Source organism: Pseudomonas sp. Q11, from assembly GCF_024494355.1.
Classification (GTDB): domain Bacteria; phylum Pseudomonadota; class Gammaproteobacteria; order Pseudomonadales; family Pseudomonadaceae; genus Aquipseudomonas; species Aquipseudomonas hefeiensis.
In genome coordinates this window covers 59364-80471 of sequence record NZ_JAKNQY010000005.1, presented here as the reverse complement: position 1 = coordinate 80471, position 21108 = coordinate 59364, and the positions used below count along the sequence as shown (strand labels likewise).

The 21108-nt window shown below is 60.8% G+C and carries 22 protein-coding genes and 1 pseudogene; 11 read left to right on the top strand and 12 right to left on the bottom strand.

Going from position 1 to position 21108, the window contains the following annotated elements; genetic code table 11:
- The coding region (locus MA884_RS07525) for an AlgP family protein (RefSeq protein ID WP_256229813.1) at window positions 1-883 on the bottom strand (883 nt) is incomplete at its 3' end.
- A 193-nt stretch (window positions 884-1076) separates the two neighbouring features.
- Here MA884_RS07525 and MA884_RS07520 point away from each other — a divergent pair.
- On the top strand, window positions 1077-1742 hold the full coding sequence (locus tag MA884_RS07520) for an FKBP-type peptidyl-prolyl cis-trans isomerase (protein ID WP_256229812.1): 666 nt from the start codon (window positions 1077-1079) through the stop codon (window positions 1740-1742).
- Between the two features lie 59 nt (window positions 1743-1801).
- On the opposite strand, the gene rsd is transcribed toward MA884_RS07520, so the two are convergent.
- The 7 genes and pseudogenes from rsd to MA884_RS07485 form a co-directional block, all read right to left on the bottom strand.
- Window positions 1802-2260, bottom strand: a complete 459-nt coding sequence (rsd, locus tag MA884_RS07515; protein WP_256229811.1) for a sigma D regulator — start codon at window positions 2258-2260, stop codon at window positions 1802-1804.
- Window positions 2261-2437: 177 nt separating this feature from the next.
- The gene (locus MA884_RS07510) at window positions 2438-2980 is read right to left on the bottom strand and encodes a disulfide bond formation protein B (RefSeq protein ID WP_256229810.1); all 543 of its coding nucleotides are present in this window, start codon (window positions 2978-2980) and stop codon (window positions 2438-2440) included.
- Between the two features lie 356 nt (window positions 2981-3336).
- On the bottom strand, window positions 3337-4584 hold the full coding sequence (locus tag MA884_RS07505) for a heme biosynthesis protein HemY (protein ID WP_256229809.1): 1248 nt from the start codon (window positions 4582-4584) through the stop codon (window positions 3337-3339).
- Complete coding sequence (locus tag MA884_RS07500; protein WP_256230014.1) at window positions 4581-5711, bottom strand: uroporphyrinogen-III C-methyltransferase; 1131 nt, start codon at window positions 5709-5711, stop codon at window positions 4581-4583. The genes MA884_RS07505 and MA884_RS07500 overlap by 4 nt, the downstream gene beginning before the upstream one ends.
- 36 nt (window positions 5712-5747) lie before the next feature.
- Window positions 5748-6494: pseudogene (locus MA884_RS07495) on the bottom strand (uroporphyrinogen-III synthase); the annotation flags it as partial.
- A complete protein-coding gene (gene hemC, locus MA884_RS07490; protein WP_256229807.1) occupies window positions 6491-7432 on the bottom strand; it encodes a hydroxymethylbilane synthase in 942 nt (313 codons plus the stop codon). The gene hemC and the pseudogene MA884_RS07495, both read right to left, overlap by 4 nt.
- 147 nt (window positions 7433-7579) lie before the next feature.
- Window positions 7580-8326: a LytTR family DNA-binding domain-containing protein gene (locus tag MA884_RS07485; protein WP_256229806.1), complete on the bottom strand. Its 747-nt coding sequence runs from the start codon at window positions 8324-8326 to the stop codon at window positions 7580-7582.
- 459 nt (window positions 8327-8785) lie between these two features.
- On the opposite strand from MA884_RS07485, the gene argH reads away from it, so the two are divergent.
- Entirely contained in the window at window positions 8786-10180 is a 1395-nt protein-coding gene (gene argH, locus MA884_RS07475) for an argininosuccinate lyase (protein WP_256229805.1), read from the top strand.
- A gap of 123 nt (window positions 10181-10303) precedes the next feature.
- Here the strand turns inward: argH and MA884_RS07470 are convergent, their stop codons facing one another.
- Window positions 10304-10963 carry a glutathione S-transferase family protein gene (locus MA884_RS07470; RefSeq protein ID WP_256229804.1) on the bottom strand — a complete coding sequence of 220 codons (660 nt, stop codon included), beginning with the start codon at window positions 10961-10963 and terminating at the stop codon, window positions 10304-10306.
- 124 nt (window positions 10964-11087) lie between these two features.
- On the opposite strand from MA884_RS07470, the gene MA884_RS07465 reads away from it, so the two are divergent.
- The 3 genes from MA884_RS07465 to MA884_RS07455 all read left to right on the top strand — a co-directional run bounded on the left by MA884_RS07465 (window position 11088) and on the right by MA884_RS07455 (window position 14937).
- The gene (locus tag MA884_RS07465) at window positions 11088-11372 is read left to right on the top strand and encodes a hypothetical protein (RefSeq protein ID WP_256229802.1); all 285 of its coding nucleotides are present in this window, start codon (window positions 11088-11090) and stop codon (window positions 11370-11372) included.
- Between the two features lie 293 nt (window positions 11373-11665).
- Window positions 11666-11914: a TIGR02647 family protein gene (locus MA884_RS07460; RefSeq protein ID WP_047226127.1), complete on the top strand. Its 249-nt coding sequence runs from the start codon at window positions 11666-11668 to the stop codon at window positions 11912-11914.
- A 179-nt stretch (window positions 11915-12093) separates the two neighbouring features.
- A complete protein-coding gene (locus MA884_RS07455) occupies window positions 12094-14937 on the top strand; it encodes a class I adenylate cyclase (protein WP_256229800.1) in 2844 nt (947 codons plus the stop codon).
- A 5-nt stretch (window positions 14938-14942) separates the two neighbouring features.
- Here the strand turns inward: MA884_RS07455 and rnk are convergent, their stop codons facing one another.
- From rnk to cyaY, 3 genes are all read right to left on the bottom strand, one after another.
- Window positions 14943-15353 carry a nucleoside diphosphate kinase regulator gene (gene rnk / locus MA884_RS07450; RefSeq protein ID WP_256229799.1) on the bottom strand — a complete coding sequence of 137 codons (411 nt, stop codon included), beginning with the start codon at window positions 15351-15353 and terminating at the stop codon, window positions 14943-14945.
- 277 nt (window positions 15354-15630) lie between these two features.
- Window positions 15631-15849: a DUF1289 domain-containing protein gene (locus tag MA884_RS07445; protein ID WP_256229798.1), complete on the bottom strand. Its 219-nt coding sequence runs from the start codon at window positions 15847-15849 to the stop codon at window positions 15631-15633.
- A 4-nt stretch (window positions 15850-15853) separates the two neighbouring features.
- Entirely contained in the window at window positions 15854-16186 is a 333-nt protein-coding gene (gene cyaY, locus MA884_RS07440; RefSeq protein ID WP_256229797.1) for an iron donor protein CyaY, read from the bottom strand.
- 202 nt (window positions 16187-16388) lie between these two features.
- Here cyaY and MA884_RS07435 point away from each other — a divergent pair, with 202 nt between their 5' ends.
- Genes MA884_RS07435 through MA884_RS07410 form a run of 6 tightly spaced genes read left to right on the top strand, consistent with a single transcriptional unit; the run spans window position 16389 to window position 20990 of the window.
- Window positions 16389-16559, top strand: a complete 171-nt coding sequence (locus tag MA884_RS07435) for a lipoprotein (RefSeq protein WP_256229796.1) — start codon at window positions 16389-16391, stop codon at window positions 16557-16559.
- Between the two features lie 9 nt (window positions 16560-16568).
- On the top strand, window positions 16569-17816 hold the full coding sequence (lysA, locus tag MA884_RS07430) for a diaminopimelate decarboxylase (protein WP_256229795.1): 1248 nt from the start codon (window positions 16569-16571) through the stop codon (window positions 17814-17816).
- A gap of 4 nt (window positions 17817-17820) precedes the next feature.
- Complete coding sequence (gene dapF, locus MA884_RS07425; protein WP_256229794.1) at window positions 17821-18651, top strand: diaminopimelate epimerase; 831 nt, start codon at window positions 17821-17823, stop codon at window positions 18649-18651.
- Window positions 18652-18664: 13 nt separating this feature from the next.
- Window positions 18665-19387: a DUF484 family protein gene (locus MA884_RS07420; protein WP_256229792.1), complete on the top strand. Its 723-nt coding sequence runs from the start codon at window positions 18665-18667 to the stop codon at window positions 19385-19387.
- Window positions 19388-19389: 2 nt separating this feature from the next.
- Window positions 19390-20289 (top strand): tyrosine recombinase XerC, encoded by a 900-nt coding sequence (gene xerC, locus MA884_RS07415; RefSeq protein WP_256230013.1) that lies wholly within the window; start codon window positions 19390-19392, stop codon window positions 20287-20289.
- Window positions 20286-20990, top strand: coding sequence for an HAD family hydrolase (locus tag MA884_RS07410; protein WP_256229791.1), 705 nt, complete (start codon window positions 20286-20288; stop codon window positions 20988-20990). Before xerC ends, MA884_RS07410 begins: the two co-directional genes overlap by 4 nt.
- The last annotated feature ends 118 nt before the right edge of the window (window positions 20991-21108 follow it).

Here is a 21108-nt window from a genome sequence, read left to right as displayed (position 1 = left end):
GTTTAGCTGCAACTTTGGCGGGCGCTTTGGCAGCGGCTGGCTTGGCAGCCGGTTTAGCTGCAACTTTGGCGGGCGCTTTGGCAGCGGCTGGCTTGGCAGCCGGTTTGGCGGCGGGCTTGGCAGCAGCCGTTTTTGTAGCAGCCGGCTTGGCAGCCGGTTTAGCCGCGGCGGTTTTTGTCGCTGCGGGCTTGGCGGCGGCTGTTTTAGCGGTCGGTTTGGCGACGCTCTTGGCAACAGGTTTAGCAGCGGGCTTGGCAGCAACTTTGGTCGCCGGCTTGGCGACAGCTTTGACTGCAGTTTTTCTCGCAGCGGGTTTTGCAGCACTGGCAGCAACCGGTTTTTTCACGGCCGGCTTGGCGGCTGGTTTGCTCGTTGCTTTGGCCGGCGCTTTTGCGGCCGGTTTGGCGACTACTTTGGCCGGTGTTTTTGCCGCGACAGGTTTAGCGGCCGGCTTCCTGGCCGATACAGCGGCAGGCTTGGCAGCACGAAGACTCAGCACCTTGCCCACGGCTTCTTGCACACGGCCGACGCCTTGGGCCAGTTTCAGGCTTTCCTGCGCATCACGCTTGAGTTGCAGAATGTAGGCACGGGTTTCGGACTGGCGATCCTTCAAGGCATCGAGCAGGTCTTCGAGTTCTTTCACAGCGTCTTTGGCCTTGGCTTGTGCCTTGGCCTTGCCAGCGGAGGCCGCGTCCTGGAGCTTGGTGCGCGACTTGTGCAGTTTTTCCTGCGCCTTGCCGCGTTGTTTTTCCAGTTTGGCGAGCAGTTTTTCAGCATCAGCCAAGGCTTGGGAGCAGGCGTTTTCCAGATGCTCGAGCAGGCTGCCCGAAAGTTGTTGGAGCAGGTGCAACGGAGTGTTTACAGGCTTCTTGGTGGCCGACATGGTTTACCTCCTGACTGACGTGAGTGCGGCTCATACTAGACCTCTGCTGCAACCGCCGCTAGGGCATGTTGACAGTACACAAGCCGTTGCGTTGCAAGGCACGAAAAAACTTCTACGCCACTGCCAGGGCAATCCACCTTGGCGGGTGTCGGCACTGGCATAATCCCCTCGATTCGAGGCCGGAGAACACTACATGTCGCGTCACTTGTTTTTATTCCTGTGCATGGCTTGGTCCATGGCTCAGGCCGCAGAAAAAACCAGCGCAAACGACGCTCATGACCTGGCGTACAGCCTGGGGGCAAGCCTGGGTGAGCGCCTGCGCCAGGATGTGCCCGACCTGCAGATCCAGGCTTTGGTCGAGGGTCTGCAACAGGCCTATCTGGGCAAACCGCTGGCCCTGAAGGATGAGCGCATCGAACAGATACTGGCCGACCATCAGGCACAGCTGACGTCGTCACCGGCGACGCCGCAGATCGAAGCTGCACTGAATACGGAGCAGCAGTTTCTTGATGAGGAAAAAAAACGGCCCGGCGTCCAGCAACTGGCCGACGGCATCCTGCTAACCGAACTCAAGCCCGGCAACGGCGCCACGGCCGGCCCTCACGGCAGAGTCAAGGTGTTGTATGTCGGGCGATTGCCGGACGGCACTGTATTTGACTCCAACGGGCAAGCGCAGTGGTTCAGTCTCGACAGCGTGATTGACGGCTGGCGCAGTGCGTTGCCGCAAATGCCGGTTGGCGCGAAGTGGCGACTGGTGATTCCTTCGACCCTGGCCTACGGTGCCGAGGGAGCCGGGGATGTCATCCCACCGCTCACCCCGCTGGTGTTTGAAATCGAGTTGTTGGGCGTGACAACCTGAGTCCGACCCAACGAAAAACGGTGCGCAATGCGCACCGTTTTTTTATGCCGTAAAGTCCTTCACGCCTGGACTGCAGTGACTTCCTTGTGGGCGTTGTGCAGCACCTCGATCAAGCAGTCCTCCAGCTCGAAACGCTCATGCAGCAAGCCACCCAGCTCCTTGAATTTTTCCGCTACGCATTTGCCTTCATCGCACAGATCGTTGAAGGCCAACAGCTTTTCGGTGATGACATCGATACGCGGGTAGATTTTCTCGGCAAGCTCCAGACCGCGCTTGTCGTTGAAGGCCTTGGCCTCGCTCGTCAGTTGCTCGTATATCTCGAAATGGCCGGCAGACACATAGTCGACCAGCACACCGCAGAACTCCTGCAACGGCTTGCGGCTTTCACTCAGCGCTTCAGGCTTGTCGCCGAGAGCATCATAGGCCCGAACCAGTTCGTGACGCTCCTGCAACCAGCGGTCGATCAGCAGATGCACCCCACCCCAGCGTTCCTGAGCATTCTGACAACTTTCGAGCATGGTGATTTCTTCCCTTGTGAGTCATGCCCCTCGCAGCCTGTGCACCGCCTGAAATGATCAGGGACAAGCCAGACACAACATGATCGAGCGGCATAATTCCAATAACACGTGCGGGCCAGATTATGCCCGCACGACAACCGCTTCAAGGTACGCAGGAGATAAAGTTCATACAAGTGTTTAATCCATGACCCGGACCAGCTGCGACGTTGCGCCGCTGAGCGGTCGTATCAGGGCGTTCCAGACAAGGCGCAGCAACAGATAGGACATCACAATAGACACGGCAAGAAAAAACAGCAGGCTCCATTCGGGCAGACTCAGGTCGAACAGCGTCCAGGTGATACTCGCGCAGTCGATCGCACCGTCGAGCACACGATGCACGGCACCCCACCACGAATCAGTCCCCTTCAGGTGAGCGATACAATCGGGCAACTGCTCGAGCGAATCGCTTTGCACCAGAACCTGACGCCATGCCAGCGTCAATCCTCCCGACGCGAAAACCAGCCCCATCGCCCCGTAGAAGATGCTGCCCTTCTGGCCAGGCCCCTGCAGACATGCGGCGAGACAGTTCATCAAGAACAGCGTCAGGCACAACCGCTGCAAAACACACAGGCTGCAAGGCGTCAGACCTACCGAGTATTCCAGATAACTGGCGATGCCCAAAACCAGGGCGGAGGCGACGAAAGCCATGAAAAACAAGAAGCGTGAGCAGGCCAAAGACATGGCAGTTCCGTAACAGAAGAGACAGGCAGTTACGGTAGAGGAAAGCCCTTGAGCCTTTCAAGGCGGGCCCGTGCAGACACTTCACCAAGGGTGTAGGGAATTCCCGACAGACAAGAGCAGATTAAGCGCAGTTTGCTGTAGGACTTTACCGAAGGCATTGCTAAAGCCTTTAGGGGCGTCAATAACACCTGCCGAGGGAACTTGCTCCCGCTGGGTGGCGCAGCCGCCCCCAAACCATTCAGCCCGGTGCATCGAGAGGGAAACAGCCGGCAGGTTTACGACTGCTGCGCAGCCGAGCGGGAGCAAGCTCCCTCGCCACGATGATTCATATCGAACTCAAGAGCGATTTCCTTCTCTCAAGTGGCCAAGACCTGAGCCGGGACCGGCAGCGGCGCGGCAAGCAAACGCTCGTCCAGCAACCCCAACCCTTCTTGGAAGAGCTGATTGCTGCGCTCGGCATCCCCCAGTTGCGCCAGCAAGCGCGCCAGTTCGGCGCAGGCCTCGGGATTACGCTGCAGGCGCAAACTGCTTTCCAGATAATCCCGTGCCTTGCCCCATAAACTGTTTTGCAGGCACAGACGCCCCAACGTCAGCAGCAGACCAGGGTCGCTCGGATGATCCTTGAGCCAGCCTTCGGCCGCTTGCAGTTGACGGCCTGGATCATTGCCGCGGACCAACCCGTACAAGCGCGCCAGGTGACTGTCATAGTGACGCTTGAGCGCAGCCCGCAGCACCTCTTCGGCCTCGGCCTGTGCTCCGAGTTGACGCAGTTGCTCGGCATAGGCCAGCACCAGAGCCGACTCCTGGCGTTGTGCAGATGTCAGTTGCTGCCAGGCACGGTTAAGCGATTGCAACCCGACACTGCCGTCTTCGTCACGGTGGGCCGCCAAGGTGAGGTTTTCGCCCCAGGCCCGACGCTCCAGTTCAGCCAGCTCAGCCGGTGGCAGCACCTTGTCCTTGCGCAACTCCGGCAACAGCCGAACCACCGCCGACCAATCACCGCGCTGCTGGTGCAGGCGCTGCAACTGGCGCAGGGTCTGGGCGTTATGTGGATGGCGATCATGCATGGCCTGCAGCGTACTCAACGCACCGTCGGTGTCACCTCGGTCCATCTGCAATTGTGCGTGCGTCAGGGCAATCGCCAGTTCGGCCTGGGGCTGACGCTCAAGGGCTCGTTCCAACAGACTGTCGCTCTGATCGTAAAGACCTTGCTCATTGGCCGCCCGGGCGGCACCGAGGTAATACAGCAATGGTTGGCGCTCGGCTTCGGCGGCACGATGCAGGTGCCGTTGGGCACTGGCCCAGCGACCTTCGGCCAGGTCCAATTGACCGTGCTCAATTGCCACTTGCACACGACGACTGCGGTTGCGTCGCGACCACGGGTTGACCACGCCAGTGGAAGTCGTCACCAGCCCGATCAGGGCGCTAAGGCCCCGCCACACCAGCCAGAGCACTGCTACCAATGCCAGGGTGACCCAAAGGCCGGCTTCGTAGCGGAAGTTCTTATATGCCACCAACACGTAACCTGAATGCTCGGCGATCGCCACGCCCAGCAAAGCAGCGACAGCGATGACCACGAACACAATCACGTAGAGCCGCTTCATGGCGTGGTCTCCTGCCCATCAGGTTTGGCCAGCGGCTTGACCGACTCTTCGGCGTTCAGGTTGCGGCGCTCCAGATAGGCCTGAACGCTGCTCAGGGTTCCTGTGAGGTCCGGGGTCACCACCGTCACCGGTTGTTCGGCCAGCTCGACCACGCGCTCGAGCATGACTTTGCTTTGCGGGTTGTCCTGGTTGAAGTTGTTCTTGAGCACGTCACGCGCTTCAGCCAGGGCCTGGGTGTACACCGGCGCTTGGCCGTTGAGAGCCGCCCATTGCGCCTGTTCCAATGCCAGGCTCAGGGCCAGGCGCACCTGCACCAGGCTCTGCCCGGCCAGGAGCGGACGGACGTTCTCATCCGCGTTGAAGTCGATACGGATATAGCGCGATATCTGGTCCCACCACTGTGCCCAGCGGCTGGCGCCATCGCCATCGGCGGTCAAACCCAGCAACGACTCACCACGATCCTTGTATTCGGGTGCCAGCTCGGTGAGTTGCAGCACCTGGTCACGCAAGGCCCCCAACTGCAGGAAAAGCCCGGTGCGATCCGGCTGTTCGGTACTACGCAATGCAGCAAGTGTCTTGGCCAGTTGCTCGCGAGCGGCGAACGAGCCGGGGTCGTTCTGCTCACGCAGGATTTCGTCAGCGCCCTGGACCAGCGCCTGGGCGCTGCTGATGTCCTGCAGGGCGGAAAGACGCAGGCTGGCAAGGCGCAGCAGATGTTCGGCTTCGGCCAGGCGCCAATCCTTGCGGCTGGCCCCGAGCACGGTTTCCAGGCGCTGGTTCAGCCGCTGCTGATCACCTTGTAACTGGGCGACCTGACGCCGACGCTCTTCCAGCTCTTGCGCCGCCGGCAATTGAGCCAGGCGTTCACTCAGGCGTTGCTCATTGAGCTTGAGGGACTGAGCCTGATCATTGAGCGCCTGAACCTGGGCGGACTGCTGCTGGTTATTGGCTTGCAGGTGACGCACCTGCCACACGCCCCAGCCACCAACGGCCACGCCGGCGGCGCCCAACAACAACGCAATAATGGCCAGCCCGTTGCCGCGACGCGGCGCCTTCACAGCCGGGGTTTCAACCGGCGTATCGATCGCGGGTTGGTCTTGATCTTTTGGCAAGGCTGTTTCGCTCACGTATCCATCCTTTGCATTAGAAAACGGCACGGACTGATCCCGTAACGCCGCCAGCAAAGCCGCGGCACTGGCGCCACGGCAATCCACCACTGTTCGGGCTCCGGCGGCGCGGGCCATCTCGGCAACCCTTGGGCTTGGAACAAACAACGGTAACCGCGCCAACGCGGGCCACGCGTCGCCAGCCAACCGCTGCAGATGCTCGAAGCTCTGCCCACTGCTGACCACCAGCGCGTTCAAGCGTTCCGCTTTGACTCTTGCCGCCAACTCACCTTCCCGGTAATGCGGCAGGCTGCGTCGGTACAGCTCCAGATAATCGACACTAGCACCTTGCTCGCGCAAGCGCTCCGCCAGCAAGCCGCGCCCGCCCTCGCCACGCACAATCAAAACCTTGGGATTAGGTCGGGTGATAGCCTGGCGTAGCACCAGATGCTCCAGCAAGGCTTCGCTGTCGTCGCCGTTGTCGGGATAAAACACAGTGAGGCCGGCATCGGTAAGGATCCGCCCGGTGGCCGCCCCCACACTGAACCATGGCTGGTCCGGCGGCTGGGGCCAATATTGGCGCAGCAACTCCACACACAAACGTGCGGCGGGTTTACTGACCACAATCACGGCACAGTACTGGTCCAGCCGTTGAAAAGTCTCCCGCATGGCGTCGGACATAGGGACCGGCTCGATATCCAGCAACGGCAGGCTGCTGCTGTAGACCCCGGCCTCGGCCAGGACAGCCGCCAGGGCCGACGACTCGTCAACCGGCCGGGTCAGCAGCAGTCGCCAACCCGTCACGCGTGGCCCGCCTCGCCGTAGACCTTCTTGAGAATGTCGTCAGCGCCCTGGCGGAGGAGGTCTTCGGCTACCCGCACACCCAGCGCCTCGGCATCGCGGCGCGGCGCCCGGGCCTCGGCGCTGAGCAGTCGGCCACCGTTCGGATCACCCACCAGACCGCGCAACCAGACCTGCTCGCCTTCCAATACGGCGTAACAGGCGATCGGCACCTGGCAACCGCCATTGAGGTGTTTGTTGAGGGCGCGTTCGGCGAAAACCCGAATGGCCGTGTCGTCGTGATGCAGCGGTGCCAACAGGGCATGGATTTCGCTGTCGGCGCTGCGACATTCAATGCCCACCGCTCCCTGACCACCGGCTGGCAGGCTGTCATCGACGCTGATGGCCGAAGTGATGCGATCTTCAAAGCCGAGGCGGATCAAGCCGGCGGCGGCAAGGATAATCGCGTCGTACTCACCGGCATCGAGTTTGGCCAGGCGCGTATTGACGTTGCCCCGCAGAAAGCGGATTTGCAGGTCTGGGCGGCGGGTCAGTAACTGCGCCTGGCGACGCAGGCTGGATGTGCCGACGACGCTCCCGGCAGGCAACGCATCAAGGCTTGCAAACGTGTTGGAAACGAACGCATCGCGCGGATCTTCACGCTCGCAGATGCAAAACAGGCCCAGGCCTTCAGGAAAGTCCATGGGGACGTCTTTCATCGAATGCACGGCGATGTCGGCTTCGTTGTCCAGCAGCGCAGTTTCCAGCTCTTTGACGAACAGACCCTTGCCGCCGATTTTCGACAGCGGCGAGTCCAGCAGCTTGTCGCCGCGACTGACCATGGGCACCAGCGTCACGATCAGGCCGGGATGGGCCTCCTCCAAACGGGCTTTGACGTATTCGGCCTGCCAGAGGGCCAGGGCGCTTTTACGGGTGGCGATGCGGATCTCGCGAGGGGACATGGATCAATCCGTACTTAAAAGATACGGCGGATAATAACAGCTCAGCCAAATTCGCTTTGACTTGAATCACGACCCCAAGGCCTCCCTGGCCGCCAATGTCCTGGTAATGGAACGCGCTGAACGGGGTGAACGCCTTGGAACCTCGAGCTAAAGCTGTTGCATCATCTTCCGTACGCCGGCCACATGTCGCCGGCTGACAATCAGCGCGTCGCCATTGAGGCCTTTGAGAAACAGCTGGAAATGCCCAAGCGGTGTGCGCTGCAAACGCTCGATACGCTCGCGAGCCACGAGGGCATTGCGGTGGATGCGCACGAAGCGTTCACCGAACTCGTCTTCAAGGGCCTTGAGTGGCTCGTCCAGCAGCACCTCGCCGCTCTCGTGACGCAAGGTCACGTATTTATGGTCGGCGATAAAATAGACCACCTGATTCAACGGGATCAATTCGATGCCTTTACGAGTACGCGCACTGATGTGGCTGCGCGGGCCGCTGCCGCTTTCGGCGGCCGGACGGGTCAACGCCGCCAGCTGCACCCGGTTGGGACGCTCGGCCTTGCGCAAGGCCTCGACCAGCGCCTCGGCAGAGACCGGCTTGATCAGATAGCCCACGGCGCCGGCCTGCAATACCTCGGGCGGGAAGTCGTCTCGAGTGGTGCAGAACACCACCGCGGGCGGTGACTCGCGCTCGCACAACTTCGCTGCTATCTGCAAACCGTCCAGGCCAGGCATGCGTATGTCGAGCAGCACGATATCCGGCTTGTGGCTGTCAATAAGGGCTAACGCCTCTTCGCCATTGGTGGCGCTCGGCTCCAGGACACTGTAACCCTCGAGTTCGCCAACCATTCGGCTCAGGCGCTCACGGGCCAGTGGTTCGTCATCAACGATCAGGACATTCATATTGCGCTGGATTCCTGCGTGAGTCTCGCACAAGGATAGCGTAGACAGGGGAAGTGACATCCGTCACCGCGATCCACGCTAAGACTCGCTCGAGGGCCAAAAAGTGCCGCGAGGCGGTTACCTATCTTTACCCGCGCCTGCCGATCAATGCTCGAGGCCTGTTGTCGCACGGCGTCGCCGTAGGAATTGTTAACACTCCATCTGACCAATACGAGCCCCCCTCTTCTATTCGTCCAATGCTCCATGGATGAAAAAGTAAAAGTCCTACAGTCCACTGTAGACGGTTGCCGCGCCGATATTGCTCAATCGAAAAATATCGTTGTGCAAAAAACCCATTAAATGCTCAGGTTGCGCGCAATAAACCTGCCGACCAGTGCCAGCGCCAGTCCCGGCAACCCTGCTATCATCCGCCGCAGCCTTTAACCGCTACTTTTTCCACAGCCGATCACGAGCGAATTCATGAGCACTGACAAGACCAATCAGTCCTGGGGCGGCCGCTTCAGTGAACCCGTCGACGCCTTCGTCGCCCGCTTCACCGCCTCCGTCAACTTCGACCAGCGCCTGTATCGCCACGACATCATGGGCTCGATCGCCCACGCCACCATGCTGGCCAAGGTCGGCGTACTGACCGATGCCGAGCGCGACAGCATCATTGATGGCCTGAAAACCATCCAGGGTGAAATCGAGGCCGGCCAGTTCGACTGGCGCGTCGATCTTGAAGATGTGCACATGAACATCGAAGCGCGCCTGACCGATCGCATCGGCGTGACCGGCAAGAAGCTGCACACCGGCCGCAGCCGAAACGACCAGGTGGCCACCGACATTCGCCTGTGGCTGCGCGATGAAATCGACCTGATCCTGGGCGAAATCACCCGCCTGCAAAAAGGCTTGCTGGAGCAGGCCGAGCGCGAGGCCGAGAGCATCATGCCGGGCTTCACACACCTGCAAACCGCTCAACCGGTGACCTTCGGGCACCACATGCTGGCCTGGTTCGAAATGCTCAGCCGCGACTACGAGCGCCTGGTCGATTGCCGTAAACGCACCAACCGCATGCCCCTGGGCAGCGCCGCGCTGGCCGGCACCACGTACCCGATCGATCGTGAATACACCGCGCAGTTGCTGGGCTTCGACGCTGTGGGCGGCAACTCACTGGATAACGTTTCGGACCGCGATTTCGCCATCGAATTCTGCGCCGCCGCGAGCATCGCGATGATGCACCTGTCGCGCTTCTCCGAAGAACTGGTGCTGTGGACCAGTGCGCAATTCCAGTTCATTGACCTGCCGGACCGCTTCTGCACGGGTAGCTCGATCATGCCGCAAAAGAAAAACCCCGACGTGCCGGAACTGGTACGCGGCAAGAGCGGCCGGGTATTTGGTGCGCTGATGGGCCTGCTGACCCTGATGAAAGGCCAGCCGCTGGCCTACAACAAGGACAACCAGGAAGACAAGGAACCGCTGTTCGACGCCGCCGACACTCTGCGTGATTCGCTACGGGCCTTTGCCGACATGATCCCGGCGATCAAGCCCAAGCATGCGGTGATGCGCGAAGCGGCCTTGCGCGGTTTCTCCACCGCAACCGACCTCGCTGATTACCTGGTACGCCGTGGCCTGCCGTTTCGTGACTGCCACGAAATCGTCGGCCATGCCGTGAAGTACGGCGTGGACAACAGTAAGGACCTGGCGGAGATGAGCCTGGATGAACTGCGCAAGTTCAGCGACCAGATCGAGCAGGACGTGTTTGCGGTGCTGACCCTGGAAGGTTCGGTCAATGCCCGCGACCACATCGGCGGCACAGCGCCTGCTCAGGTCAAGGCAGCCGTGGTGCGCGGCCAGGCGTTGCTCGCCAGCCGCTAAAAGCATCGCGAGCAGGCTCGCTCCCACAGTAGATCTTCAGTGAACACACATTTTGTGAACACATGGAGATCAAATGTGGGAGCGAGCCTGCTCGTGATAGCGCCCTTCAGAACAGCAAAAAACTCACTTCTTGGCCGCGATCATCGCCAAAAACTCCGGCATCGCCGCATCCCTGTCGGCCGCAATCCGCTGCACGTGCGGGTTCTGCTCCAGGCGCTCCATCAGCCCCTTGGCCGCCGGCATATCCGCCAGCAAGTCGATATCGAACACCTTCCGGCCCACCTGGCACGCCAGCGATACACTGTAGAGAAAATACAGATCGGCCAGGCTCAAACTGTCGCCCGCCACGTAGGGTGAGAATTTACCGTGCCTGTGAAGCGAGGCGAAGCCCAAGAGCAATTCGGCCTTGGTTTTTTCCTTGATGGCGTCGGGTACCGACATGCCGAAAAACGCCTCGGCATAGCAGGCCCGTCCCGGCAGCTCGATATACAGCTCAATCTCCCGGCACAAAGCCAGGACCTGGGCACGCTCGAACGGGTCGCTGGGCAACAGGGCTTTACCCGACTGGGTTTGCTCGATGTATTCGAGGATCACACTGGTTTCGTTGATAAACCCCTGTTCGGTTTTCAACACCGGCACTTTCCCGCGCGGGCTGATGGCCAGGGCCTCAGGGGTCTGGTTGCCGAAGAACGGCACTTCGTCAAAGGGCAGGCCCTTCTCCAGCAGCGCCAGCTTGACCATGTTGTAATAATTACTGACGGAAAAACCATAAAGCTTGAGCATGACAAAGCCTCCAGGCCGTGCAGGGTTGGCAGCCTTGCGTTATAGACCGTCGAGCCGTTTCTTGCCAGACGCATCACTGCGCTGAATGCAGGTAAACTGGCGACCTTTCTCCAAGGAGCCTGCCATGAGCGAGCCAACCGACATCGACAACGACGAAGAAGAGTTCGTCGAGAACACGCTGATCCAGGCCATCGAAAACCAGATCGAAGATGACAACCCGCCAGCGGCGAAGGCCATTTTCAATAAATTGACCCTGGTGGGTTACGAGCGCGAAGAAATTCTCAACCTGATGGCCCATGTGCTGGCAGTGGAAATTGACGCGATCCTGGAAGAGGACCGAGCGTTCGATACCCAGTGGTACGAAACGGCATTGCGCGCTCTTCCCGAGTTGCCGCCAGAAAAGAACTGAACCCTTGCTCCCGCTCGGCTGCGACCTGTAGGAGCTGCCGGAGGCTGGAATCTTTTGATCTTGATCTTCCGTTTGAGACTCAAGCGTCAGAGGAAAGATCGCAGCCTCGTTGCACTCGACAGCTCCTACGGGACCGCTTCGCGCTCCAGCGAGAGCAAGCGCCCTCGCCACAACGAATTACGCCTGCGGTCACCCAAAACAAAAAAAGCATGACGCTGGCACTGGACAGCTCGGCCGAGTGCGCTCACTTTAGTGGCGCTGTCGTCCAAATTCCTAGAAAGTCTGGAGTCCTTATGTCGCTTACCCCTGAGCTGGTTGCCGAACTGGAAATCCTTGCACTCTTCAACCTGGACAGTTCCCAGGAAGGCCTGAAAATTCATCAGACCGCTGCCCCCTCTGCCATCGCTGCCGCTAAACGCCTGTTCGAAAAAGACCTGATTACCCAGTCCGACGGTGGTTACTTGACCAGCCTGGGCCGGGATGCCGCCGAGCATGTGCAAAGCCTGCTGACCATTCTCAACGTCGTAAAAGAAGCCGCCTGATTCCTCCTGTCGCCCACGGAAATCTCCTTCATCGAGGTTTCCGCAGGCGCCCTTGCGTCCCGTGTAAAAATTCTGACGTCAAAAACATACTTTCAGCTTAAGAAATCCGGGGTTCGGGCGCTAAACTGCCACCACCTGTGATCTCCCACGTTCGACGCCGCGAGCCGGTTTGAGCTGACATGACCCGCAATCACGAAATACGCCCCGATCTGGACGAGGGAATCGACCGCAAGGTCCTGAGCCAGTTGCGCGCACGTTTTCTCAAACTCAACACCGTACGGATGGATCGCGCCCTGGAAGGTCTGTCGACCCGCCAGCAAAGCGTGCTGACGCTGTTGCCGCTGTTTTTCCACGTCAACCATCCGCTACTGCCCGGCTATGTCTCGGGCGGCACGCCTGCCGGGCTGTCCAACTACGAGCCCGACGCCAGCGTCCTCGCCGAAGCCCAACGGCTGACCCGCTCGTTCTCCTACAAGCCGCGCCACGGCAGCAATCCGCCGCGACCGATTCTGGGTCTGTTCCTGATGGGCAGCCTCGGCACCCTCGCCCAAGCCGATCAAAGCGACATGGATGTGTGGGTCTGCCATGGTCCGGACCTGAGCGAGGAGGAACTGGCCGAACTGCGCAAGAAATGCCTGCTGTTGGAAACCTGGGCGGCGACCCAGGGCGCTGAAGCGCATTTTTTCCTGATCGACCCGGCGCGGTTTGTCCGCGGCGACCGGGACACTCAGCTCAGTTCCGACGATTGCGGCACAACCCAGCATTACCTGCTGCTGGACGAGTTCTACCGCACGGCGATCTGGTTGGCCGGACGCACGCCAATCTGGTGGCTGGTGCCGGTCTATGAAGAAGAAAACTATGAGCAGTACACCCACACGCTGATTTCCAAACGCTTCATCCGCGCCGACGAAACGCTCAACCTGGGGCATCTGGCCTATATCCCGCCGGGAGAATTCATCGGCGCCGGCCTCTGGCAGTTGTTCAAGGGCATCGAGTCGCCTTACAAGTCCGTGCTCAAGCTGCTACTGATCGAAGTCTATGCCAGCGAACATCCGAACGTGCGCTGTCTGAGCCTGCGCTTCAAACAGGCGGTGTTCGCCAACCGCCTGGACCTGGAAGAACTGGATCCATACATGGTGGTTTACCGTCGTATCGAGGAGTACCTCAACGCCCGGGGTGAATCCGAACGCCTGGAGCTGGTGCGAAGGGCGCTTTACCTGAAGGTCAATCGCAAGCTGACGGGCCAGGGGCGCAGCACTGGCTGGCAACGGGTTCTGCTTGAGCGTCTGGCCCGGGAATGGGGCTGGGACCCACGGCAACTGGCGCTGCTGGACAGCCGCAGCCAGTGGAAAGTGCGTCAGGTCAGCAACGAACGGCGTGCGCTGGTCAACGAGCTGACCTACAGCTACCGCTTCCTGACCCAGTTCGCCCGCACCGAAAAAACCGTCAGCCTGATCAACAAGCGCGACCTCAACGTCTTGGGCCGGCGGTTATATGCCGCATTCGAACGCAAGGCCGACAAAGTCGAGTTCATCAACCCCGGCATCGCCCCTGACCTGGCCGAAGACACCCTGACGCTGGTGCAGTCACCGAACAAGAAAGAACCCGGGCAAAACCAGTGGGGCCTGTATAACGGCAGCCTCAACGCCCTGGAGTGGGAAAACTTCGCACCGATCAAACGCTGCCGCGAGTTGCTGGAGTTGCTGACCTGGTGCCATCGCAACGGCGTGATCGACAGCAGTACGCGCCTGGCGCTGCACCCAGGTAGCAGCGATCTGAGTGAGTTCGAACTGTTCAACCTGCTGGGCAGTCTGCAACAGTCCATCGCCCTGCCGCTGACCACGGTGGATGAAGAACAGCTATTGCGCGCCAGCGTGCCAAGCGAAGTGCTGATTCTGGTGAACGTCGGCGTCGACCCGCTCAAGCATCACCGTGACCTCAATATCCTGATGACCACCGAGCGTACCGATTCCCTGAGCTACGCCGGGGTTCGGGAGAATCTGGTGCTGACCTTGGATCAGGTCACACTCAACAGTTGGAACGAAGTGTTGGTCAACCGCTTCGACGGCGAGCACGCCCTGCTCGACTGCCTGCGCGACTACCTCAACGACCTGCCCGTCACGCAGCGCCAGCCGCGCTTGCAAGTACGCTGTTTCTGCCACAACCGCGCGCAGTTCATTGCCCGACGGGTTGAGGAAGTCATCGAAACAGCCCAGACCTTGCTATTGAGCAGGCTCAACCACCGCTATCTGCTTCAGGTCCAGCAGCACTACCACGTGCTGGAACTGGTGCCGGGCCAAGTCAATCACGTGGCGCTGGGCAGCCTGTCGGCGCTGATGGATTACCTGGGCGAGGAACTGACGGCCTACAGCCCGCTACACCTGGACTCGATGGCCCTGGAGGACCACGACCTGGCGCTGATCCTGCCCATGGGGCAGCCCGAGTGCATTCAGGTGTTCTACCGGGTCAACGAGGACGACGCTGAGCTGTACGTACTCGATGAGCTCAATGCCCTGTGGCAACAGCGCTTGCCTTATCACGACGAGCACAGCCTGCTGCTGCCACTGCAGCGCTTCCTGCAGTCGGTGCTGTACCGCCGCGACGCGTTGCTGCCGATGGATGCCACCCAGCCATTGCCCCTGGAAACCCTGTACTACCAGCTCCTGCCCTCGGGCAGCGGGCGTGCACGGCGCATCGAGGCGCGGCAGGCGCCGCAAACGCCAGTGAACAAGCCGTTCTATGACGTGCAGGCAATCATCGGCAAAGCGACTCATGGCCAGGTGCACGTCACCCTGTATTGCGATCAGCGGGAGTTTTCGGAGCTGGAACATGGCGACCAGTTGTTCCGTGTGGTCGCCAGGGAGATCGTCGAACAGCGCCGCGAAGCGGAACGCTATCGCTGCTACATCACCGACCTGGACCTCTCGGGTCTTGTAGGTGATGGGGCCTGCTCAAGTAATTTGTACCTGCGCTACAAGGCTGACCTGGAGCGAGCCCTGAACGAGGCGCTGTCTTTGGTCTGAAGCGCTTAGAGGTGGAAATCGCCGCCCGCTTCCGGCTGGTATTCCACCGCCAGCAACGTCAGTTTCAGCGTCTTGCCGCCCGGCGCCGGCCAGTCAATGTGCTGGCCGACCTTCAGGCCCAACAGTGCGCTACCCACTGGGGCGAGGATTGATATCTTGCCTTCGTCGGCATTCGCGTCCTGTGGATAGACCAGGGTCAGGTGATAGTCCTTGCCGCTGCTTTCTTCGCGGCAGTGCACACGCGAATTCATGGTCACGACATCGGCGGGCACGTCATCGTGACTTACCAGGGTGTCGGCGCGATCCAGTTCGGTTTGCAACGCAATCACGCCCGGCAGCGTGTCATCAAGACTGTCGATCAGGCGCTCCAGACGTTGCACGTCCAGGCGTGTAAGAGTGATGGAAGGTGCGGTCATGATTCAGGCAGACTCCTTTGTTCTGCACGAAAAAAGCAAAACCCCGCCACAAAAAGACGGGGTTTTCACGGGCCTCGATGAGTTGAGGCGTAGCTGGACACTATCACAGCTCAATAAATAAACAACCCGGGCCAAATCTACCCATTGTCATGGGGAGCAGAATTACTGTGGCGCCGGGATTGTGGGAGCAAAGCTTGCTCGCGAAACAGGCGCCTCGATTTCTGGAAGAACGCGTCGTCTTCATCGCGGGCAAGCCTTGCTCCCACACAGTGGGCGATTACACCAGAGATTTGCGTTTAGCCGCCTCGGCGCAGATGACCCGCCGCCGCTCGTCGTCGGCCGAGCGCCACTCACGGATGTCTTCCACATGCCGGAAACAGCCGAGGCAGACCTTTTGTTCGTCAAGCCGGCACACGCTGGTACAGGGCGACGGCACCGCAGGGCTGACGTTGCTGTAGAGCGGCTTGGGCGGCCGCGTCGGGGCGCTCTGGCTCACGCTGTCAAAGCCCTTCGAAATCCAGTTCCGCACCGGCCTGCTGCTTGACGATGCGCTCGAGCATCTCACCCAGTTGCTCTTCGCTCTTGTCGCACATCCAGCGCTCGCTTTCCTCGTCGTAGTCGAAGTGGAAACCGCCGGACACCGCCGCCAGCCACAACTGCCGCAACGGCTCCTGACGGCTGAAAATCAACTGGCTGCCATTTTCGAACTTGACGGTCAGTACACCGGCGGAGCTTTCCAGGTCGATGTCCAGCTCGCTTTCGTCGAATACATCCTCCAGCGTTTGCTGGGTCGCATCGACCAGATCGTGGAAACGGGCTTCAGTCAAACTCATTGTGGCAACCTCGAAAATGTCTGCTCATGCTCAAGCGCCGCAAGATACGGGCGCTTCCCGGCGATTGCAAAGGATATACCGACCGGCGACAGCCGGCCTTGTGAAATGCCCCCCGGCGCCGGACGGGAGCCCCGTTGCATAGGCAAGCTGTCGGGTGGCCGGTATACTCCGGCGCAATTAATGCATTTTCAAGGATTTCGCCATGAAGCGCCTGATCTCTTCCCTTGCTGCGCTCGTCGCGGTTGCTTGCCTTGTGACAGCCTGTGGTCAAAAAGGTCCGCTGTACCTGCCCGATGACAGCAAATCCCCTGAAGAACAGGCCAAATCGTCGCAATCCAAGCCCCACGCGCACGATACCCACACCACTTATTAAGGGAACGCCATGGACGCTTTTAACTACCGTGGCGGGGAGCTGTTCGCGGAAGGGGTTGCCCTGTCCGCGCTCGCGGAACGTTTCGGCACACCAACCTACGTTTATTCCCGTGCACATATCGAAGCTCAATATCTGGCCTTCGCCGATGCGCTCGTCGGTATGCCGCACCTGGTGTGTTTCGCCGTAAAAGCCAACTCCAACCTCGGCGTACTCAACGTCCTGGCACGCCTGGGCGCCGGTTTTGACATCGTTTCCGGGGGAGAGCTCGAACGCGTGCTGGCCGCTGGCGGCAGCGCCGACAAAATCGTTTTTTCCGGCGTCGGCAAGACCCGTGAAGACATGCGTCGCGCCCTGGAAGTGGGGGTGCACTGTTTCAACATCGAATCCACCGATGAGCTGGAGCGCCTGCAACTGGTCGCTGCCGAGCTGGGCGTCCGCGCGCCGATCTCCCTGCGCGTGAACCCGGACGTCGACGCCGGCACCCACCCGTACATTTCCACCGGACTCAAGGAAAACAAGTTCGGCATCGCCATTGCCGACGCCGAGGATGTGTACGTACGCGCCGCCCAACTGCCGAACCTGGAAGTGCTGGGCGTCGATTGCCACATCGGTTCGCAACTGACCACCCTCGAACCTTTCATCGATGCTCTCGACCGCCTGCTGGCGCTGGTCGACCGCCTCGGCGACTGCGGCATCTACCTGCGTCACATCGACCTGGGCGGCGGCGTCGGCGTGCGCTACCGCGACGAAGAGCCACCGCTGGTGGCCGACTACATCAAGACTGTGCGTGAACGCCTCGACGGTCGCGACCTGGCCCTGATGTTCGAACCGGGCCGCTACATCGTTGCCAATGCCGGCGTACTGTTGACCCAGGTCGAATACCTCAAGCACACCGAGCACAAGGATTTCGCCATCGTCGATGCGGCGATGAACGACCTGATCCGCCCGGCGCTGTACCAGGCCTGGATGGACGTCACCGCAGTGCGCCCTCGTGATACCGCCACCCGCAGCTACGATATTGTCGGCCCGATCTGCGAAACCGGTGACTTCCTGGCCAAAGGTCGGGAACTGGCGCTGGAAGAAGGCGATCTGCTAGCCGTGCATTCGGCCGGTGCCTACGGGTTTGTCATGAGTTCCAACTACAACACCCGCGGCCGCTGCGCCGAAGTGCTGGTGGACGGTGATCAGGCATTCGAAGTGCGTCGCCGCGAGACGGTAGCCGAGTTGTTTGCCGGCGAAAGCCTGCTGCCGGAGTAAAACCATGCTGCTGCGTTTTACCAAGATGCACGGCCTGGGCAATGACTTCATGGTCCTCGACCTGGTCAGCCAGCACGCGCACATCCTGCCCAAGCATGCCAAACAATGGGGCGACCGGCACACCGGTATCGGCTTCGACCAATTGCTGATCGTCGAGGCACCAAACAACCCGGACGTGGACTTCCGTTACCGGATCTTCAACGCCGATGGTTCGGAAGTCGAGCAGTGCGGCAACGGCGCGCGCTGCTTCGCCCGCTTCGTGCTGGACAAACGCCTGACCGCCAAACGGCAGATTCGGGTCGAGACTAAAAGCGGCATCATCGAACTGGATGTACGCAGCGACGGCCAGATCGGCGTCAACATGGGTGCCCCGCGCTTGATACCGGCGGACATTCCGTTCGAAGCGCCGGCCCAGGCCTTGAGCTATCCGTTGGAGGTCGACGACATCACAGTGGATTTGGCGGCCGTGTCCATGGGCAACCCCCATGCCGTCTTGCGCGTCAGCGATATCAACAGCGCGCCGGTGCATGAGCTGGGACCGAAGATCGAAAATCATCCGCGCTTCCCCGCGCGGGTGAATGTCGGTTTCCTGCAGGTCATCGACCGTCACCGTGCGCAATTGCGCGTCTGGGAACGCGGTGCCGGGGAAACCCAGGCGTGCGGCACCGGCGCCTGCGCGGCGGCAGTCGCCGCGATCAGCCAGGGGTGGATGGATTCGCCTTTGCTGATCGACCTGCCCGGCGGACGCCTGTCCATCGAATGGGCAGGCCCTGGTCAACCGGTGCTGATGACCGGACCGGCAGTACGTGTATACGAAGGACAAGTTCGTCTTTGAGTGAGTCAAACCCATGACCGACAAGCCACAGGTTCCAGCCCCACAGCCCGACGAATCCTCCAGCCATCCGGATGCCGCAGCGGTGGCCGCTTATCTGGAGGCTCACCCGGACTTCTTCGTCGAGCATGAAGAACTGCTGGCGACGATGCGCATCCCCCACCGGCGCGGCGACACCGTGTCGCTGGTGGAGCATCAGATGAAGATCCTGCGCGAGCGCAACATCGACATGCGCCATCGTCTTTCACACCTGATGGACGTGGCCCGGGATAACGATCGGCTCTTCGACAAGACCCGTCGGTTGATCCTGGCGCTAATGGATGCCAGCACCCTCGAAGACCTGGTGATGAGTGTCGAAGACAGTCTGCGCCAGGATTTCCAGGTGCCTTTTGTCAGCCTGATCCTGTTTGGCGATAACGCCATGCCAGTGGGGCGCTGGGTAACCCACGCCGATGCACAGACAGCCATCGGCGGCTTGCTCACGGAAGACAAGAGCGTCAGCGGCAGCCTGCGCGAACATGAGCTGGACTTCCTCTTCGGCGAAGAACAGCGCAAGCAGATCGGCTCCACCGCTGTCGTCGCCATCGCCCACCAGGGCGTACATGGCGTGCTGGCCATTGCCAGCCGTGATCCGCAACACTACAAAAGCTCGGTGGGCACATTGTTTTTAAGCTACATCGCCGAAGTCACCGGCCGGGTCCTGCCGCGCATGACTGGTTCACTGCGCTCGGTACGCTGATGATGGAACGACAGCTGGACGCCTACTGCGAACACCTGCGCAGTGAGCGCCAGGTGTCGCCTCACACGCTGTCGGCCTATCGCCGCGACCTGGAAAAAGTCTTGGCCTGGTGCCAGAAGCAAAACATCGCCAGTTGGGCAGCCCTGGACATCCAGCGCCTGCGCAGCCTGGTCGCCCGCCTTCATCAACAAGGGCAATCTTCCCGCAGCCTGGCGCGACTGTTATCAGCAGTGCGGGGCCTGTACCACTACCTCAACCGCGAAGGGTTGTGCGATCACGACCCGGCCACCGGCCTGGCACCGCCCAAGGGCGAACGCCGATTGCCCAAGACGCTGGACACCGACCGGGCCCTGCAATTGCTGGAAGGCGCCGTCGAGGATGACTTCCTGGCGCGACGGGACCAGGCGATTCTCGAATTGTTCTATTCCTCCGGCCTGCGCCTTTCCGAACTGACGGGGCTTAACCTGGATCAACTGGACCTGGCCGATGGCATGGTCCAAGTGCTGGGCAAGGGTAGCAAGACACGTTTGCTGCCCGTTGGCCGCAAAGCCCGTGAGGCCCTGGAGCTGTGGCTGCCGTTGCGGGCGCTGACCAACCCGGCCGACGACGCGGTATTTGTCAGCCAACAAGGCCGGCGCCTCGGCCCGCGGGCGATCCAGGTGCGGGTCAAAGCCGCTGGTGAACGCGAGCTGGGACAAAACCTGCATCCCCACATGCTCAGGCATTCCTTTGCCAGCCACCTGCTGGAGTCTTCCCAGGACCTGCGCGCCGTCCAGGAGCTGCTCGGTCACTCGGACATCAAGACCACACAGATCTATACCCACCTGGACTTCCAGCACCTGGCGACGGTCTATGACAATGCCCATCCCAGGGCCAAACGCATCAAGGGCGACGAATCATGACCATCGAGCTCATCACTTTCGACCTCGACGACACCCTGTGGGACACAGCCCCGGTGATCGCCAGCGCCGAAGCCGTATTACGCCAATGGCTGACCGACAACGCCCCGACCCTGGGCAGTGTGCCGGTGGAGCACCTTTTTACCATTCGCGAGCAAGTGCTGCGCGAAGAACCCGGCCTGAAACACCGCATCAGCGCACTGCGCCGACGGGTACTGTTCCGTGCATTGCAAGACGCAGGTTATGACCAGTGGCGAGCCTCGGAACTGGCGGACGAAGCGTTCGAAACGTTCCTGCACGCCCGTCACCAACTGGAAATCTTTCCCGAGGTGCAGCCTACGCTGGAAGTTCTGGCCAACCATTTCGCCCTCGGCGTGGTCACCAATGGCAACGCCGATGTACGTCGCCTGGGACTGGCGGATTATTTCAAGTTCGCCCTGTGCGCCGAGGACATCGGCATCGCCAAGCCTGACGCCAGGCTGTTCCACGAAGCCTTGCAACGCGGCGGCGCCACGGCGCAAACCGCCGTGCACATTGGCGATCATCCGGGTGACGACATCGCCGGCGCCCAACAGGCTGGCTTGCGGGCAATCTGGTTCAATCCGGCGGGTAAAGCCTGGGATGCCGAGCGTGCACCGGATGCAGAGATTCGCAGCCTGACCGAGCTGCCGGGGTTGCTGACGGGGTGGCACAGCCAACCCTGAACCGCCTGCTTTGTGGCCACCAGAGCCCAAATTGTGGGAGCGAGCCTGCTCGCGATAGCGATGGCACATCCAGCATCGATGTGACAGATGGATCGCTATCGCGAGCAGGCTCGCTCCC

Coding starts and splice junctions, on each gene's coding strand:
- MA884_RS07410 (WP_256229791.1), top strand. CDS start 20,286: ATGACCATCGAGCTCATCACTTTCGACCTCGACGACACCCTGTGGGAC.
- hemC (WP_256229807.1), bottom strand. CDS start 7,432: ATGTCCCCTCGCGAGATCCGCATCGCCACCCGTAAAAGCGCCCTGGCC.
- cyaY (WP_256229797.1), bottom strand. CDS start 16,186: ATGAGTTTGACTGAAGCCCGTTTCCACGATCTGGTCGATGCGACCCAG.
- MA884_RS07420 (WP_256229792.1), top strand. CDS start 18,665: ATGACCGACAAGCCACAGGTTCCAGCCCCACAGCCCGACGAATCCTCC.
- argH (WP_256229805.1), top strand. CDS start 8,786: ATGAGCACTGACAAGACCAATCAGTCCTGGGGCGGCCGCTTCAGTGAA.
- MA884_RS07505 (WP_256229809.1), bottom strand. CDS start 4,584: ATGAAGCGGCTCTACGTGATTGTGTTCGTGGTCATCGCTGTCGCTGCT.
- lysA (WP_256229795.1), top strand. CDS start 16,569: ATGGACGCTTTTAACTACCGTGGCGGGGAGCTGTTCGCGGAAGGGGTT.
- MA884_RS07470 (WP_256229804.1), bottom strand. CDS start 10,963: ATGCTCAAGCTTTATGGTTTTTCCGTCAGTAATTATTACAACATGGTC.
- MA884_RS07520 (WP_256229812.1), top strand. CDS start 1,077: ATGTCGCGTCACTTGTTTTTATTCCTGTGCATGGCTTGGTCCATGGCT.
- MA884_RS07435 (WP_256229796.1), top strand. CDS start 16,389: ATGAAGCGCCTGATCTCTTCCCTTGCTGCGCTCGTCGCGGTTGCTTGC.
- MA884_RS07460 (WP_047226127.1), top strand. CDS start 11,666: ATGTCGCTTACCCCTGAGCTGGTTGCCGAACTGGAAATCCTTGCACTC.
- MA884_RS07465 (WP_256229802.1), top strand. CDS start 11,088: ATGAGCGAGCCAACCGACATCGACAACGACGAAGAAGAGTTCGTCGAG.
- MA884_RS07455 (WP_256229800.1), top strand. CDS start 12,094: ATGACCCGCAATCACGAAATACGCCCCGATCTGGACGAGGGAATCGAC.
- dapF (WP_256229794.1), top strand. CDS start 17,821: ATGCTGCTGCGTTTTACCAAGATGCACGGCCTGGGCAATGACTTCATG.
- rsd (WP_256229811.1), bottom strand. CDS start 2,260: ATGCTCGAAAGTTGTCAGAATGCTCAGGAACGCTGGGGTGGGGTGCAT.
- rnk (WP_256229799.1), bottom strand. CDS start 15,353: ATGACCGCACCTTCCATCACTCTTACACGCCTGGACGTGCAACGTCTG.
- MA884_RS07510 (WP_256229810.1), bottom strand. CDS start 2,980: ATGTCTTTGGCCTGCTCACGCTTCTTGTTTTTCATGGCTTTCGTCGCC.
- xerC (WP_256230013.1), top strand. CDS start 19,390: ATGGAACGACAGCTGGACGCCTACTGCGAACACCTGCGCAGTGAGCGC.
- MA884_RS07485 (WP_256229806.1), bottom strand. CDS start 8,326: ATGAATGTCCTGATCGTTGATGACGAACCACTGGCCCGTGAGCGCCTG.